The organism is Marisediminicola sp. UYEF4, from assembly GCF_040546025.1.
In the GTDB taxonomy this organism is placed as follows: Bacteria; Actinomycetota; Actinomycetes; order Actinomycetales; family Microbacteriaceae; genus Marisediminicola.
The window spans coordinates 13,629-29,676 of sequence record NZ_JBEPNA010000023.1 but is presented as its reverse complement, the minus strand read 5'-3'; the positions used below and the strand labels follow the sequence as shown (position 1 = coordinate 29,676).

The following is a 16,048-nucleotide window of genomic DNA, read 5'->3' as shown; positions in this document are numbered from 1 at the left end:
TCGGGGTGTCGCCGAGCCCCCCGGCGGGCGCCCCCCCCCCCCCCCCGGCCGCGCCCCCCCCCCCCCCCCCCCCCCCCCCCCCCCGGCCCCCCCCCCCCCCCCCGCCCGGCGCGGTCGGGGAAGCCGTGCGGGCGCCCGCCGAGTACGGGCTCGAGCCGGTGCAGGCGCTCCCGTTCCAGCTCGAGCGCCGCGGATTCGCGTTCGCGCCGGATCGCGGTGATCGCGAGCAGGAACGCCTCCGGGTGCGCATCCGGAACCGAGCTCACGTACGGCGCCGCCTCGGACTGCAGCTCCCGGGCGATGCGCGCGCGTGTATCCGGCGTGAGCCCGCCGGACTGCGCCAGGAACTGCGCGATCCGCCGCGAGACCCGGTCGGGCATCCGCGCAACATCGGCGGTGGTGGACCACCGCTCGAGTTCCGGTGGAAAGCCGACGGCGTGCGACACGATCGCCGGCACCCGCTCGTTCTGGCTGTAGGTGCCGGCGAGCAGATCGCCGAGGCGCTTCGACCGGGTGTTGAGCAACCCGACGAGCGCCGCGAACCCGCCGAGGGTGAGGAAGATCTCGAGCAGGCCGGTCAGTGCCCGAATGAACGCGTGGCGCAGCCCGATCGCGCCGCCGTCATCGCGCACGATGCGCGCACCGATCGCGAGCTTGCCGAGCGACTTGCCGTTGGTGAGGGTCTCCACCGTCGTCGGCACCACGATCGTGAGCACGACGACGAGTCCGATTCCGATGGCCGCAAGCAGGGCCTCGTCGATTGCCGCCTCAAGGCCCGGGATGCTGAGCAGCTGAAGAAGTCCGATCGCGATCGCGACGGTCAGCGCGAAGTCGATCGTGGCGCCGGCGCCCCGCAACACGAAGCTCGCCGGGCGAAGGTCGAGGGCCACGGCTTCCCCGGTCACGAGTTCGTCGTCGCCGGCATAGTCGGGTTCGAACGCAGCCGTGGGCATGCCTAGTATCTAAGCAGATGGATCTCGACGCCTACTCCGCCGCGCACCGCGATGAGTGGGAGCGTCTTGCCCGGCTCGGGAAGCAACGCCAGTTCTCCGGAGCCGACTCGGACGAGCTGATCGAGCGCTACCAGTCGGGCACGGCGCAGCTTTCGGCGATCAAGTCGACGGCGGGCCGCTCGTCTCAGGGCGACCGGCTCTCGCTCTACCTGAGCCGCGCGCGTCTGCGCTTCACCGGGGCAAGCGCGAACGTGCTGAGCCAGCTGCCCGCCTTCTTCCTTCTCCAACTGCCCGCCGCGCTGTACCGGGTGCGCTGGGTCACTCTCGTCGTGGCGCTGGTCACCGCACTGATTGCGCTGCTGACGGCGGTCTGGTTCATTCAAAACCCCGCGCTGCTGGCGAGCCTCGGCACGGAGTCGGTGCGCCGCCAGTACGCGGAGGAGGAGTTCGTCGGCTACTACTCGGCGAACCCGGAGGGCTCCTTCGCGGGTCAGGTCTGGACCAACAACGCGTTCATCGCCGCCCAGTGCATCGCCTTCGGCATCATCGGCGTCTGGGTGCCCAGCGTGATCGTGCAGAACGCCATGGGGCTTGGGCAGTCCGCGGCTGTCATGAACGAATTCGGGCGGCTCGGCGACTTCTTCCTCTACATCTCGCCGCACGGCCAGCTCGAGCTCTACAGTGTCTTCGTTGCCGCCGCCGCCGGCCTGCTGATCTTCTGGGCGTGGATCGCCCCCGGGCCGCGCACCCGTGGCGAGGCTCTCGCCGAGGACGGCCGGGCGCTGTTCACCATCGCGATCGGTCTCGTCTTCGCACTGCTGGTCTCGGGCATCATCGAGGGCTTCGTGACCCGCCAGGACTGGCCCTGGGTGATCAAAATCGGGATCGGCGCGGTCGCGCTCGTCGGGTTCCTGCTGTACCAGTGGATGCTGGGCGGCCGCGCTTGGCGCACCGGCCAGACGGGCGACCTCGACGAGTTCGAGGCGGGCGCCCGCCGTATCATCGCGTCCTGATCATCCGGTCTGCCGCCGGTCCGAACCGCGGGTCCGCCGCCGGTCCGAACCGCGGGTCCGCCGCCGGTCCGAACCGCGGGGACCGGGTCAGAGCCGCCCGGCGAGCTTGAGCGCGATGTACCGGTCGGCGACCGCGGGAGGCAGTGCGTCCGGGGTACCCGTGACCACATCCGCGCCCAGCTGCCGGATCGCCGCGGAGACCCGCGCGGTGTCGAGCAGCGCGCGCTCGGCGGCAGCAGCCCGGTACACCTCGGTGCGGTTGCCGCGTTCGTGGGTCGCGCTTGTGGTGCCCGGGTCGGTGACGGATGCGACGACGACGAGGTGCCTGCGGGTCAGCTGGGGCAGCACCGACAGAAGCCCGCGCGAGGCGCCGGGGGCGTCGATCGAGGTCATCAGCACGACGAGGGCGCGATGGGAGGTGACCGAGCGCACCAGTTCCGGCACGGCCGCCCAGTCCATTTCGATGAGCTCCGGCTGCACCGGCGCCATCGTCGACACCATGCGGCTGAGGAGCTCGGCGCCCGTCGCCCCCTGGATGCGGCCCCGCACCCGGCGGTCGTAGATGACCGTGTCGACCCGGTCGCCGGCGCGGCTCGCGAGCGCGGCGAGCAGGAGCGACGATTCGAAGGCCGTGTCGATGCGCGGCTCGTTCGCGATCCGCGCGGCTGACGTGCGCCCGCTGTCGATGACGATGACCACCCGCCGGTCCCGCTCCGGCCGCCAGGTCCTGATGGTGAGTCGCGGGCCAGCGCCGGCTGACGGATCGCTGCGCCTGGCGGTCGCCCGCCAGTCGATCGACCGCACGTCGTCGCCGCGCACATAGTCGCGCAGGCTGTCGAACTCGGTGCCCGGCCCGCGGACCTGCACGCTGGTCGCGCCGTCGAGTTCGCGCAGCCGGGCGAGGCGCGACGGCAGATGCTTGCGAGACGAGAAGGCGGGCAGTACGCGCAGCACGCCAGGCTCGGCGATGGTTGCCTGCCGGGCGACGAGCCCGAGCGGCCCGAACGAGCGGATCGTCACGTGCGAGGCCGTGCGGTCGCCCCGCCGGAACGGGGTGAGGGACGTTGTCACTGAACGGCGCTCCGCGGCCGGGATGCTGATGCGCGCGCGGGTCGGCGCGGCCCCGGCCGACGGGGGCCACGCGTCGCGCACGATCCCGCGGATGCCGCGGCGCCCCCGGTTGGTGATCGTGAGCGAGCTCGTGACGGTGTCGCCGAGGCGCACCCGGGCGGGGAGCTCTCGTGCCAGGGTCACGACGCGCGGCGACCCGGCGAGCGCGAGGTCCACCGCGCCGACCGCGCCGACGATCGCGAGCCAGCCGATGAGAGCGAGCGCGTCGCCGAACGCCACCACCGGCACGATGCCGAGCGCGAGGAGCGCGACGAACCAGCCGGAGACGGCCACTAGATCGGCACCCGCACCTGTTGCAGGATCGAGCGCAGGATCGTGTCGGCCGAGACCCCCTCGAGCTCCGCCTCGGGCCGCAGCTGGAGACGGTGGCGCATCACCGGCAGCGCCATCGTCTGGATGTGGTCGGGGGTCACGCCCTCGGAGCCGCAGAGCCACGCCCACGCCTTCGCGGCCGCCAGCAGTGCGGTCGACCCGCGCGGCGAGACGCCGAGGCGCACCGATGGGCTGCTCCGCGTCGCCCGCGCGAGGTCGACGGCGTACCCCATCACGTCGGTACTCGCTCCGACCCGGCCGACGAGCACCTGCGCCTCGGCGAGCTGCGCCGCGCTCAGCACGGGTGTCACGCCCGCTGCCGCGAGGTCCCGCGGGTTGAACCCGGCGGAGTGGCGCCGCAGCACCTCGAGCTCGCTGTCCCGCTCGGGCATCTCGAGCACGAGCTTGAGTAGGAAGCGGTCGAGCTGCGCCTCCGGCAGCGTGTACGTGCCCTCATACTCGATTGGGTTCTGGGTCGCGGCGACCATGAACGGCACCGGCAGCTTGCGGGACACGCCGTCGACCGACACCTGGCGCTCCTCCATCGCCTCCAGGAGCGCCGACTGGGTCTTCGGCGGAGTTCGGTTGATCTCGTCTGCGAGGCAGATGTTGGTGAACACCGGCCCCGCCCTGAATTCGAACTCGCCGGCCTTGGCGTCGTAGACGAGGGAGCCGGTCACGTCGCCGGGCATCAGGTCGGGGGTGAACTGCACCCGCTTCGTGTCCAGGCTCAGCGCGTGGCTCATCGACCGCACGAGCAACGTCTTCGCGACCCCCGGCACGCCCTCGAGCAGCACGTGGCCGCCCGCGAGCAGCGCGATGAGCAGCCCGGTCACGGCGCCATCCTGCCCCACCACAGCTCGGCCCACTTCGGTGCGCACCTGGGCGAAGGCGTTTCTCAGTTCCGTTGTCATGCGATTCATCGTCTCCAGGTCGTCGGTCGGATAGTCGGGTTGGTGTGGGGTCCGGATTCCTGGTGGTCCGGATGCCCGGAGCGCGGCGCCGTCACGGGCGCAGCTCGTCGGCAAGGGCGGTTTCGAGCGCGAGCAACCGGTCGCTGAGGCGCACGAGGTCGGCGTCGGTCTCGGGGATCGCGCCGACGAGCAGCGAGCGTATGCCCGCGGGCTCAGCCCCGAGCGCGGCGGCGACGGCGAGGCAGACCTGCTCGACGTCGGCCGTCGTCGGCAGCCCGCTCCATGTCGCAAGCCGGGAGATCGTCGCCATGCGCAGCGAGTCCAGCGCCCGCACCCGCGCCGATCCCTTCTCGTAGAGCCGCGCCCGCCCCTCCATCGTCTCGCTCGCGCGGACGACGACGGGCAGGTTCTCGATGATGAGAGGGCCGAAGCGGCGGCCGCGCCAGAACGCCGCCGCCGCCGCGACGAGGATGACGAGCACGATGGAGGGGGTGACCCAGCCGGGCGTGAGAGCCGCGGGATCGGTCTCGCCCGCCGCATCCAGAATCGACGGCCGATACCAGATGAGGGTTTCGTCCTCGCCGAGCAGATTGAGTGCGAACGCGGCGTTGCCGAGGTCGGTGACGGCCGCATTCGTGAGGGCCTCTGTCGCGCCCACGATCGACACGACCGTTCCGTCCGTCTCGACGCGGATGTAGGAGTGGGCGTCGGCGCCGCTGTCGCCGTCGCTGGTGAGGCAGAGCTCGGCGCTCGCCCCCGCGCGGTAGGCGAGGCCGCCGGGCGAGACGGTTGTCGCCATCGTCGCGGCGGGCAGCGAGCATCCGGCGCGGAGAGGGTCATCGTCGGGAACACCGGCGGGGCTCACCCCGGGGGCGAGGCTCGCGAGCTCCGCGAAGCCCGGCTCGAGCAGCACAAGGTGAGCGCCGGTGTCGAGCAGCGTCTGCCGTTGGGCGTCGTCGAGCTGCCCGTCCTCGTCGAACAGCACGATCGTGGTGTTCGCGGGGTCGCCGACCGCGGCGGTCGTGTCATCGAGGGTGTCGGTCGGGCGCACGTCGATGCCCTGCGCGGCCAGCACCTCGGCGACAGCCATCGCGCCGTCGGGGGCGGGGTTCGCCGGCGACAACCGCGGCGCGTCGCCGGAGACCCCGATGAGGGAGAGGACGCCGATCGCGACGAGGAGCACGAAGGCGCCGGCGGAGGCCCAGAACAGCGACCGCCGCGCCCCCGCCCGCAGGGTCGGTGTCAGCACTGTCGCGGTGGCTGTCGGGCGCGCTGCCGCCGGCGGCGCGGTCATGCGCCCGCCCCGTCGAGGCGCGGGGTGCCGGCCCGCAGGTGCCGGTCGAGCTCCGCAATGGCGTCGAACTCCGCCCGCGAGCCGGGGCGCCCCAAGTAGCGCACGGCGTCGAAGCTCGCGGCGGCGGAGGCGAGCTCGGCGGAGGTCTCCGGGAACGGCCCGCTCGCGGATGCCGCGAACGCGCTTGCCGTCGTGCCCGGCATCGTCGACACGATTGCCCGCTCCGAGAGCCCTCTCGCGATCGCACGAAACATCTCCTCGATCGCGATGACCCAGTCCCCGGCGGCAGCGGCGCGGTCGGCGGCGGAGCGGAGGGTCTGCGCGCTCCGGCTATCGTCGTCGCCGAACAGGCTGCCGCCGACTGTGCTGCGGCGGTTGACGCGCGGCGGACCGAAGATGAGGTACGCCGCGACGAGCGCCGCGACGAGCGCGAGGATGATCACCGTCCACGCGATCGCGGGGGTTCCGCCGGGCCCGGATTCGAGGAGGCCGGCGAGCCAGTCCCCGACGGCGGCGCTGAGCCGGTCGAACCAGGTCGGTTCGGCGGCGCGGTAGACCGGCTTCGCAAGCTCCCGCACGAGCAACTCGCGCGCCTGCTCCGCGTCGGGTTCGACGGGAACCGCCAGAATCATGCCCACGGGGAGGCGTCGGGCTGCGCCGCCGGCGGCGCTGCCATCCGGGCGTACGGGTCGGCCATCCCGGCCGCGCCGCCGGACTGCCTGGCCTCCACATACCGGGCGAGCTCGAGGTCGAGGCCCTCCTTGCGGATCCGCTGGTCGAGGTAGAGCAGGGCCGTGGTGGCGGACTGGACGACGAGGATGACCGCGGAGACCACGATCGTGAGCACGAGCGACACGATCGTCACCGCGACGACCAGGGCGATGAGTGCCGTCTCATCGCCGGTCGGGGCGACGAGCGCAGGGAGCAGCACCGTGACGAACTGCAGGGGGGCTCCCGCGATCGACGACACAAGGTTCAGGATGAACGCGACGAGCAGCAGGATGCCGAGGATCTTCCAGAACGCGCCGGTGCTGAGTCGCCACGACCTCGCGATGGATTCGCGCACGCTGAGCCGCTCGAGCATCAGGATGCTGGGGACGAACGCGAGCTTGGTGCCGACCCAGGCGCCGAGCACGACGAGCGCGGCCCCCAGCAGCAGCGTGAGCGCGACACCGGCCAGAACCCCGGCCGACCCGAGGAGCGACACCCCCGCGACGACACCGATCACAACGGCCACGGCGACGAGCAGCACCGCGGTCAGGGCGAGCGAGTAGCCGACGAGGGCCAGGATGCGACCGCGCGCGAGAGCCCACAGCTGGCGGAACCGGAGCTTCTCGCCGAGGCTCTGCCGAGCGACTTCGAGCACGATGATGCCCTGCATGATCGCTGTCGCGACGAGCGACAGGGCGAGCGGGATGAGCGACGACAGCAGGATCATCCCGATGCTGCCGGCCACGATCTCGTCGGACGCCTCTGATCCGGTGGCGAAATCGATGCGGCTGAGGCTGAAAAACGCCGCGACCGACACGACCACGAGGGTCAGCAGGAGCACACTGCCCTGCAGCAGGAGGCTCATGCCGAAGGTCGGCCGAGGGTTGCGGCGCAGCAGCTGGTAGGGGGCAGCGAGGATCGTGCCGACGTCGAGCGGTCGCAGTGGAACCAGCCCGGGGCGCGGCGGGGGCGCCCAGCCTGCACTGGTGCCGGGGAACTGGCCCGCCCCGGGCCCCGGGGAACCGTGCGGCGCCGGCCCCTGGCCGACTCCTGAGGGCGCATGCCACGGCTCGTTCTGGGTCACTGGGGGTCTCCTCGATGCTGCAACAACGCTGGCCGTGATCTGACGATGCTTTCACACTCGACTACTCTTGGTATAAAGCTCAACACGCGTCCGCAAACTGGGCGTGTCGAATCCGAAGATGGTGGCGATGACTGCGCGCATCCTGGTGGTTGACGACGATACCGCCCTCGCCGAAATGATCGGCATCGTGCTGCGCACCGAGGGGTTCGAGCCGGTCTTCTGCGCTGACGGCACCCAGGCGTTCGCCGTCTTCACAGCATCCAAACCCGACCTCGTGCTCCTCGACCTCATGCTGCCGGGCAAGGATGGCATCGAGGTGTGCGCGGAGATCCGTGCCGAGTCCGGCGTGCCGGTGATCATGCTCACCGCGAAGTCCGACACCTCCGACGTCGTGCGCGGCCTCGAGAGCGGAGCGGACGACTATGTCGTCAAGCCGTTCAACCCCAAGGAGCTCGTCGCACGCATCCGGACGAGGCTCCGACCGACCCAGACGACGACGACCGGCACACTGCAGGTGGGCGACATCGAGGTCGATGTCGCCGGTCACGAGGTGCGCCGGGGCGACACGAAGATCAACCTCACCCCGCTCGAGTTCGAACTCCTGCTCGCCCTCGCCTTGAAGCCGCAACAGGTGTTCACCCGGGAGATGCTGCTCGAGCAGGTATGGGGCTACCACTACAAGGCCGACACCCGGCTCGTGAACGTGCATGTGCAGAGGCTGCGCGCGAAGGTCGAGGAGGATCCCGACAACCCCCGCATCGTGATGACGGTGCGCGGCGTCGGCTACCGCGCCGGCTCCAGCTGAGGGGCATTGAATGCGGGGACTTGGCTGGCGAACGTACCTGCCGCGGTTACTGCGATTCTGGCGCAGGTCGCTGCAGTTCCGCACGGTCGCGATCACGGTCATGCTGTCGAGCGTCGCGGTCGGGCTCATCGGCGCGTACATGTCGATCAGCATCGGCGACAACCTCCTGTCCTCGCGCACCGAGCAGATCAACGCCGAAGCGGCGCGGGCAAACCTCATTGCGCAGCAACTGTTCGATGACGCCCCGACGACCGACGAGACCGACCCGGTCGAGCTCGCGACCCTCGGTGTGAGCGTGCAGAATTCCATCGCCAGTTCGACGACGACTCCGGGCGGCACCGGCATCGCGCTCAAGCGCACGCCGGGCCAGCAGACCCCGCAGGTTCTGCAGCCGACAAGCAGCCGCAACTTTCCCGACGAGGTGGTCACCGAGGAGATGCGCGGGCAGCTCGCGGAGAGCCCGGGTGAGGTGCTGTTGCAGTCGGTGATGCTGCCGGACCGCAAACCGGGCCTGGTCGCGGGATCCCAGCTGTCGGTACCGAACGCCGGGATCTACGAGCTGTACCTCGTCTACGACCTGAGCGACGCGCAGCTCACCCTCGGCTTCGTGCAGCAGACTCTGATTCTCGGCGGACTCGCGCTCATCGCGCTCATCGGCGCGGTCACCTACGTCGTCGTCCGTCTCGTCGTCGGCCCGGTGCGGCTCGCGGCCGAGACGAGCCAAAAGCTCGCCGCCGGCCAGCTGGAGGTGCGGATCCCGGAGAAAGGGGAGGACGTCGTCGCGACCCTCGCCCGATCCTTCAACGGCATGGCGGACAGCCTGCAACACCAGATCACGCGGCTCGCCGAGTTGTCACGGGTGCAGCAGCGCTTCGTCTCGGACGTCTCCCACGAGCTGCGCACGCCGCTCACGACGATCCGGCTCGCGGGAGACATGCTCTACGACCAGCGGGAGTCGTTCCCCCCGGCCACGGAGCGCACCGCCGAGCTGCTGCACACGCAGGTGCAACGCTTCGAGGTGCTGCTCGCCGACCTGCTCGAGATCAGCCGGTACGACGCCGGGGCGGTCGACCTCGATCTCGAACCGACCAACCTCGTGCGGCTCGTCGAGGACGCCGTGGACTCGATGGGGGCGCTCGCCGACGAGCGTGGCACCGACCTGCGCCTCGTCGCCCCCGGCGGTTATTTCGAGGCAGAGGTCGAGGCGCGTCGCGTCCGTCGCATCCTCCGCAACCTCCTGGGAAACGCGGTCGAACACGGCGAGGGGCGCCCGATCGTGGTGACCATCGACAGCAATTCCACGGCGATCGGGATCGCGGTGCGCGACTATGGCATCGGCATGGCCGCCTCCGACGTGGAGAAGGTCTTCGACCGATTCTGGCGTGCCGACCCGTCCCGGCAGCGCACGATCGGCGGCACCGGCTTGGGCCTGGCGATCTCGCTCGAAGACGCCACCCTGCACGAGGGCTGGCTCGAGGTCTGGTCGGAACCGGGCCGCGGGTCCTGCTTCCGGCTCACCCTGCCGCGCGAGCGTGGCGTGCCGATCTCCAGCTCACCGGTTGGCCTGCCGCCGGAGGAGCCGGTCGACGGGATCGAGGAAGCCCATGCGTAGGCGCGGGAGCCGGATCCTGCCGCTGCTGCTGGTGGCGCTCGTGCTCACCGGCTGCGTCGGCATCCCGACCTCCGGCGATGTGACGGTCGGGCAGGAACTCGAGGAGCAGGATTCGGGCGACTTCGAATTCTTCCCTCTTGCTCCGACGGAGGGGGCGGACCAGGAGGCCATCCTGGCCGGGTTCGTCGCGGCGTTCACCGGGTCGGCGGAGGACTTCAAGGTGGCCCGCCAGTTCCTCAGCCAATCCTTCGCCGACGAGTGGAACCCGCGCAGCGGGGTCACGGTGCGCACGGCGCTGCAGCGATTCTCGTCCGTCGACTCGACAACGATGGAATACTCGGTGACCGCGGCGGCGACTGTCGACTCGGCGGGCGCATACCGGCAGAACGGCGAGCCGGTCCCGTTGACCCTACGGTTCGAGTTCGTGGAGGAGGACGGCGAGTGGCGGATCGACTCGTCCCCGGACGGGATCGTGCTCGCGGATGCGACCTTCCGGTCGATCTTCGACACGCACGTACTCTATTTCCTCGGCCCCGCAGACACCGCGCTCGTGCCCGACCTGCGCTGGTTCCCGAGCGGCAGCGCCGCGCTCCGCGTGGTGTCCGCACTGCTCGCCGGGCCGCCGGACTGGCTGAGGGGAGCGGCGAGCACGGCGTTCCCCGAGGGGACGAAGCTCGTGGCGCCGAGCGTCGAGGTGCAGTCGGGCGTGGCGATCGTCGACCTTTCCACCGCCGCGCTCGAGGCCGACCTCGAGGAGCGGCAGCTCATGCAGCTGCAACTGACGAGGAGCCTCGCCGCCGTTCCCAACGTGCGTCGGGTCAGCCTGTCCGTCGGCGGCACCCCCCTGGACATCGCGGAGTTGGGTGCCTCGGCGCCGCGATCCAACCCGCAGGTCGACTCGCGGGCTGTGGGCCTGCGCGACGGCACGTTCGGCTACGTCTCCGGGGATGAGACCGCCCCCATCGGGCCGCTGAGCGAGCGAATCGTCGCGACCGACCCCCGTGGTGCCACGGTGTCGATCGGATCCTTCACGGCAGCCGTGCTCGGCAATGAGGGCGTGTCGGTCGTCCAGTCCGGCGACCCCGGCACGACGCTGCTCGACGGGCGCCGGAATCTGACCGTTCCCTCGCTCGATGACGGTCACGTCTGGTCGGCGTCCCTGTCGGCGCCCGGCAGCATCCGCGTGTTCGACTTCGCTGGCGCGTTCCGCGACTTGCAGACAGGGCTCCCCGCCGACGCCGAGATTGCCTCGATCGACGTGTCGCGCGACGGCGCCCGTATCGCCATCTTCGCGTCCACCCCCGCTGGCCCGCGCCTGCAGGTGCGGGCGATCAACCGTGACCCCGATGCGAACGAGTTCCCCGCGAGCCTGAGCGAGCCGGTCCTCGACGTGGTGGCCGCGTCGGGCGTTGCGGTCGACGCGAGCTGGGTCGACGAGCTCTCCATCGCGACGCTTGTGGGGGACGAGGCCGAGGGTGCCGTCGTGCTGCACCAGGTGGGCGGCGAGCGCACGTCGCTGAGCCGCATCCCGTCCGCTACGGCTCTTGTCGGCGGCAACGGGCGCGCCGGTTTGCGTGCGCTCGGCGAGAGCGGCACGATCCTCGAACGCAGCGGCAACTCGTGGACCGATACGCGTCGCGCGGTCGGATTCCTCGCAACCCAGCGCTAATCCTCCCCACCGGCCTCCGCCAGCGAGATTCCCCCGCCCCGCCGCCGTGGCCGTGGTCGGGTGCCGGCGGGCGGATGCTGGGCGTGTGATCCCACTCCGCGCGTGGCCTGCAGCGCTGCGCTCGAGCATTCTCGACGCGTGGTCGGTCGTGGCACCGGTGGAGTGCGCCGGGTGCGGGCGCGCGGACCGCGCGCTGTGCGAGCAGTGCCGTGCGCAGCTCGCGCCGAGGATCTTCGCCACCGAGATCGGTTCTCTGGAGACGACGAGCGCGCTGCGCTACGAGGGGGCCGCGCGCCTCGTGATCGTGGCGATGAAGGAACAGGGCCGCACCGACGTAGTCGGCCCGCTCGCCGACGCGCTGTCGGCCGCGCTCACGGCCGCGCTGGCCGGTTCAGTCGGGCCGATCGAGCTCGCGACGGTGCCGGGGAGCAGGGCCGCGTACCGTCGCCGTGGCTACGAACCCGTCGCGCTGCTGCTGCGCCGCGCTGGGGCGCCGCGGGCCGCCGGTGTGCTCGTGAGCGTGCGCGCCACTGAGCGCCAGAAGACGCTCGGCAGGGCGGCGCGCGGCGCGAACCTGGCCGGATCGCTCCGCGCTAGCCAGCCGCTGGCCGGTCGCCGATTCCTCCTCGTCGACGACGTCGCCACAACCGGCGCGACCCTGCTCGAGGCGTCGCGCGCGATCCGCGCGGGCGGAGGAATCGTCACTGGTGCGGTGACCCTCGCCGTTACTCCGCTGCGCTCCCCCGCCGTACCTGCGACTTCCCCGGACTCGGGAAAGCCTCCGCATCGCCAACCGTGACAACGGGGGAAACGAGGACTAGGTTGGGGGCGAAAGAGGCGCGGATCATCGCCTGGTTCACGGGCGGCGCGTTTGACTGGAACGAGGAGGACGCCATGGAAATTTCCATCAACGGACTGGGTCTCGGAATCACTGATCGGTTCCGGGAGTACGCCACCGACAAGGCCGAGAAGGTTGCCCATCTCGCCGACCGGGCGCTCGCGTTCGAGGTCAAAGTCACTCGTCACAACGAGAAGAACGGCTCCTCGGGCGACGACCGGGTCGAGCTCACCCTCATCGGGCCTGGTCCCCTCGTTCGTGCCGAGTCGAACGGTTCGGACAAATACGTCGCCTTCGATCTCGCCCTCGACAAGCTCGTCGAGAGACTCCGCCGGGCTAAGGACCGGCACAAGGTACACAGGGGCAAGCGCCGGCCGACCTCGCTGCGCGAGGCGACGGCCAGCGGGTTCAGCGTCGTCGACATCACCCCGGCCGCTCCCGAAGTACTGGAGAAGGTGCGCACCGGATCCGTAGACATCGTCACGCCCGAGCAGCAGCCGGAGAAGGCAGAGCCGGACTGGAGCCCCGTTGTCATTCGCAAGAAGGTGTTCGCGGCGCTGCCGATGACCGTCGACGACGCGCTTTACCACATGGAGCTCGTCGGCCACGATTTCTACCTGTTCATCGACTCGGAGACCCACCGGCCGAGCGTCGTCTACCGGCGCAAGGGCTGGGACTACGGCGTCATCGGCCTCGATGACGCGTCCGCTGAACTGCAGGGGGCGAGCGCCTCGGCCAATTCGAGCCGCTGACACCTACCATCTGAAGGGCGTCGTCCGGCATCGGGCGGCGCCCTTCAGACATCCCGAGGGTGACCTCGCTAGGATTGGCTGGCATCACGGAAAGGTCACGACCCTTTCCTCCACGTGACAGCAATGGGAGTTTTTCGGTGGCTAATGTTCTAGAGCGCGTTCTTCGTGTCGGCGAAGGACGAACCCTGCGTCGGCTTCATCGCTATGCGGAGGCCATTAATCACCTCGAAGACGACTTCACCGGCCTCACCGACGAGGAGCTGAAGAATGAGACGGTCGAGCTGCGCGAGCGCTACTCGAGCGGCGAATCACTCGACGACCTGCTGCCCGAGGCGTTTGCCGCCGTGCGCGAGGCCGCGAAGCGCACCCTGGGCCTTCGCCACTTCGACGTGCAGCTCATGGGAGGTGCGGCACTTCACCTCGGTAACATCGCCGAGATGAAGACCGGCGAGGGCAAGACGCTCGTCGCGACCACGGCGGCGTACCTCAACGCGATCGCCTCCCGCGGAGTGCACATCATCACGGTCAACGACTACCTCGCCAGTTACCAGTCCGAGCTCATGGGCCGCGTATTCCGCGCCCTCGGCATGACGACGGGCTGCATTGTCAGCGGCCAGACGCCGCCCCAGCGCCGCGAGCAGTACGCGGCTGACATCACCTACGGCACCAACAACGAGTTCGGCTTCGACTACCTGCGCGACAACATGGCCTGGCAGTCCCAGGACATGGTTCAGCGCGGTCATTTCTTCGCGGTCGTCGACGAGGTCGACTCGATCCTCATCGACGAGGCCCGAACCCCCTTGATCATCTCCGGCCCGGCCTCCGGCGAGGCCAACCGCTGGTTCACCGAGTTCGCGAGCCTCGCGAAGAAACTCGTGCCCGGCGCGGACTACGAGGTCGACGAGAAGAAGCGCACCGTCGGCGTGCTCGAACCCGGCATCGAGAAGGTCGAGGACTACCTCGGCATCGACAACCTCTACGAGTCGGCGAATACTCCGCTGATCTCGTTCCTGAACAACTCGATCAAGGCCAGCGCCCTGTTCAAGAAGGACAAGGATTACGTCGTCATGAACGGCGAGGTGCTCATCGTCGACGAGCACACCGGTCGAATCCTCATGGGGCGCCGCTACAACGAGGGCATCCACCAGGCGATCGAGGCGAAGGAGGGCGTCGCCGTGAAGGCGGAGAACCAGACCCTCGCGACCGTGACCCTGCAGAACTACTTCCGGCTCTACAAGAAACTTTCGGGCATGACGGGGACGGCCGAGACGGAGGCCGCCGAGTTCATGAGCACCTACAAGCTCGGGGTCGTCGCGATCCCGACGAACCGCTCGATGATCCGGATCGACCAGCCCGACCTCGTGTACAAGAACGAGCAGGCGAAGTTCGCGCAGGTCGTCGAGGACATAGATGCCCGGCACAAGCTGGGCCAGCCGGTTCTCGTCGGAACGACGAGCGTCGAGAAGAGCGAGTACCTGTCGAAGCTTCTCGCGAAGCGCGGCATCCGCCACGAGGTCCTCAACGCCAAGAACCACGCCCGCGAGGCCGCGATCGTCGCCCAAGCCGGGCGGCTCGGATCGGTCACGGTCGCGACCAACATGGCCGGGCGAGGCACCGACGTGATGCTCGGCGGCAATGCCGAGTTCCTCGCCGTCGCCGAGATGCACAGCAAGGGCCTCAGCCCCAACGACACCCCCGACGAGTACGAGGCAGCCTGGGACGCCGTGTTCGACAGGGTCAAGGCCGAGGTCGGTACCGAGGCCGAGAAAGTCGTCGAGGCGGGCGGGCTCTACGTGCTCGGCACCGAGCGCCACGAGTCCCGGCGAATCGACAACCAGCTGCGTGGACGCTCCGGACGCCAGGGCGACCCGGGCGAGAGCCGCTTCTACCTCTCGCTCACCGACGACCTGATGCGACTGTTCAACTCGGCCGCGGCCGAGTCGCTGATGGGACGCGGCAGCGTTCCCGACGACCTTGCGATCGAGTCGAAGGTCGTCAGCCGCGCCATCCGCAGCGCCCAGAGCCAGGTTGAGTCCCGCAACGCGGAGATCCGCAAGAACGTGCTCAAGTACGACGACGTGCTCAACCGCCAGCGTGAGGCCATCTACGGCGACCGTCGGCACATCCTCGAGGGGGACAACCTCCAGGACCGCACGCAGCAGTTCCTCGACGACGTCATCAACGAGGTTATCGACGAGCACACCGCCGAGGGCCACGCCGACGACTGGGACCTCGAGGCGCTGTGGACCGAGCTCAAGACGCTCTATCCGATCTCGATCACGGTCGACGAGGTGCTCAACGAGGCGGGATCGCGCGGCAAGCTTTCACGCGCCTACCTCGGTGAAGAGATCATGTCCGACGCCAAGCTCGCCTACGAGAAGCGCACCGAGTCTCTCGGGGAGCCGGCGATGCGCGAGCTTGAGCGCCGCGTCGTGCTCTCGGTGATCGACCGGCGCTGGCGCGACCACCTGTATGAGATGGACTACCTCAAGGACGGCATCGGCCTGCGTGCGATGGCGCAGCGCGACCCGCTCGTGGAGTACCAGCGCGAGGGTTTTGCCCTGTACCAGTCGATGATGGCGCAGATCCGCGAAGAAACGGTTGGCTTCCTGTTCAACCTCGAGGTCGAGGTCTCCCCAGCCGGCGCGACCGCCGCGGTGCCCACCGTCGCCGCGAAGGGGCTCGGGGCCCCCGCTGCGCCGGTCGACAAGCTCAGCTACTCGGCACCGAACGTGGAGGGCGAGGTCGAAGTGCGCAACCAGCGCGGCCAGATCGAGCGCACCGCGCCGGCGACGGCCCCGCGCGGCGCGGACGAGGCTGACGCGGCGCAGACTACTCCCTCCGGACCACAGCGGCCAGCGGCGCGAGGCGCGTTCGGCGAGAAGTCCCCAGGCGCGAGCGCGCCGCCAGTCAACCGGGCCGAGCGCCGGGCCCAGCCCAAGCGTAAGTAGCGCCACCGG

13 protein-coding genes are annotated in these 16,048 nt (G+C 70.0%); 7 read left to right on the top strand and 6 right to left on the bottom strand.

What is annotated here, in order from left to right; translation table 11 throughout:
- Window positions 1–953, bottom strand: a 953-nt coding sequence (locus tag ABIB15_RS14295; RefSeq protein WP_354480045.1) for an RDD family protein, incomplete at its 3' end; no start/stop codon positions are given.
- 17 nt (window positions 954–970) lie between these two features.
- On the opposite strand from ABIB15_RS14295, the gene ABIB15_RS14290 reads away from it, so the two are divergent.
- The gene (locus tag ABIB15_RS14290; protein WP_354480043.1) at window positions 971–1,966 is read left to right on the top strand and encodes a stage II sporulation protein M; all 996 of its coding nucleotides are present in this window, start codon (window positions 971–973) and stop codon (window positions 1,964–1,966) included.
- 87 nt (window positions 1,967–2,053) lie between these two features.
- Here the strand turns inward: ABIB15_RS14290 and ABIB15_RS14285 are convergent, their stop codons facing one another.
- From ABIB15_RS14285 to ABIB15_RS14265, 5 genes are all read right to left on the bottom strand, one after another.
- Window positions 2,054–3,370 (bottom strand): DUF58 domain-containing protein, encoded by a 1,317-nt coding sequence (locus ABIB15_RS14285; RefSeq protein WP_354480040.1) that lies wholly within the window; start codon window positions 3,368–3,370, stop codon window positions 2,054–2,056.
- The gene (locus tag ABIB15_RS14280; RefSeq protein ID WP_354480038.1) at window positions 3,370–4,323 is read right to left on the bottom strand and encodes an AAA family ATPase; all 954 of its coding nucleotides are present in this window, start codon (window positions 4,321–4,323) and stop codon (window positions 3,370–3,372) included. The genes ABIB15_RS14285 and ABIB15_RS14280 overlap by 1 nt, the downstream gene beginning before the upstream one ends.
- Window positions 4,324–4,414: 91 nt before the next feature.
- Window positions 4,415–5,617, bottom strand: coding sequence for a DUF4350 domain-containing protein (locus ABIB15_RS14275; protein ID WP_354480035.1), 1,203 nt, complete (start codon window positions 5,615–5,617; stop codon window positions 4,415–4,417).
- Window positions 5,614–6,249 (bottom strand): DUF4129 domain-containing protein, encoded by a 636-nt coding sequence (locus ABIB15_RS14270; protein WP_354480048.1) that lies wholly within the window; start codon window positions 6,247–6,249, stop codon window positions 5,614–5,616. The genes ABIB15_RS14275 and ABIB15_RS14270 overlap by 4 nt, the downstream gene beginning before the upstream one ends.
- Window positions 6,246–7,412 (bottom strand): hypothetical protein, encoded by a 1,167-nt coding sequence (locus ABIB15_RS14265; RefSeq protein ID WP_354480032.1) that lies wholly within the window; start codon window positions 7,410–7,412, stop codon window positions 6,246–6,248. Before ABIB15_RS14265 ends, ABIB15_RS14270 begins: the two co-directional genes overlap by 4 nt.
- Window positions 7,413–7,539: 127 nt before the next feature.
- Here ABIB15_RS14265 and mtrA point away from each other — a divergent pair, with 127 nt between their 5' ends.
- The 6 genes from mtrA (at window position 7,540) to secA (ending at window position 16,039) form a co-directional block, all read left to right on the top strand.
- Window positions 7,540–8,217, top strand: coding sequence for an MtrAB system response regulator MtrA (gene mtrA, locus ABIB15_RS14260; RefSeq protein WP_354480029.1), 678 nt, complete (start codon window positions 7,540–7,542; stop codon window positions 8,215–8,217).
- 10 nt (window positions 8,218–8,227) lie between these two features.
- Complete coding sequence (gene mtrB / locus ABIB15_RS14255) at window positions 8,228–9,829, top strand: MtrAB system histidine kinase MtrB (RefSeq protein WP_354480026.1); 1,602 nt, start codon at window positions 8,228–8,230, stop codon at window positions 9,827–9,829.
- Complete coding sequence (locus tag ABIB15_RS14250) at window positions 9,822–11,498, top strand: LpqB family beta-propeller domain-containing protein (RefSeq protein WP_354480024.1); 1,677 nt, start codon at window positions 9,822–9,824, stop codon at window positions 11,496–11,498. Before mtrB ends, ABIB15_RS14250 begins: the two co-directional genes overlap by 8 nt.
- 85 nt (window positions 11,499–11,583) lie before the next feature.
- Window positions 11,584–12,297 carry a ComF family protein gene (locus ABIB15_RS14245; protein WP_354480023.1) on the top strand — a complete coding sequence of 238 codons (714 nt, stop codon included), beginning with the start codon at window positions 11,584–11,586 and terminating at the stop codon, window positions 12,295–12,297.
- 95 nt (window positions 12,298–12,392) lie between these two features.
- The gene (hpf, locus tag ABIB15_RS14240; protein ID WP_354480020.1) at window positions 12,393–13,088 is read left to right on the top strand and encodes a ribosome hibernation-promoting factor, HPF/YfiA family; all 696 of its coding nucleotides are present in this window, start codon (window positions 12,393–12,395) and stop codon (window positions 13,086–13,088) included.
- A 137-nt stretch (window positions 13,089–13,225) separates the two neighbouring features.
- Window positions 13,226–16,039 (top strand): preprotein translocase subunit SecA, encoded by a 2,814-nt coding sequence (gene secA / locus ABIB15_RS14235; protein WP_354480017.1) that lies wholly within the window; start codon window positions 13,226–13,228, stop codon window positions 16,037–16,039.
- Window positions 16,040–16,048: the final 9 nt, after the last annotated feature.

Coding starts and splice junctions, on each gene's coding strand:
- ABIB15_RS14290 (WP_354480043.1), top strand. CDS start 971: ATGGATCTCGACGCCTACTCCGCCGCGCACCGCGATGAGTGGGAGCGT.
- ABIB15_RS14280 (WP_354480038.1), bottom strand. CDS start 4,323: ATGACAACGGAACTGAGAAACGCCTTCGCCCAGGTGCGCACCGAAGTG.
- ABIB15_RS14275 (WP_354480035.1), bottom strand. CDS start 5,617: ATGACCGCGCCGCCGGCGGCAGCGCGCCCGACAGCCACCGCGACAGTG.
- ABIB15_RS14270 (WP_354480048.1), bottom strand. CDS start 6,249: ATGATTCTGGCGGTTCCCGTCGAACCCGACGCGGAGCAGGCGCGCGAG.
- mtrA (WP_354480029.1), top strand. CDS start 7,540: ATGACTGCGCGCATCCTGGTGGTTGACGACGATACCGCCCTCGCCGAA.
- mtrB (WP_354480026.1), top strand. CDS start 8,228: ATGCGGGGACTTGGCTGGCGAACGTACCTGCCGCGGTTACTGCGATTC.
- ABIB15_RS14250 (WP_354480024.1), top strand. CDS start 9,822: ATGCGTAGGCGCGGGAGCCGGATCCTGCCGCTGCTGCTGGTGGCGCTC.
- hpf (WP_354480020.1), top strand. CDS start 12,393: ATGGAAATTTCCATCAACGGACTGGGTCTCGGAATCACTGATCGGTTC.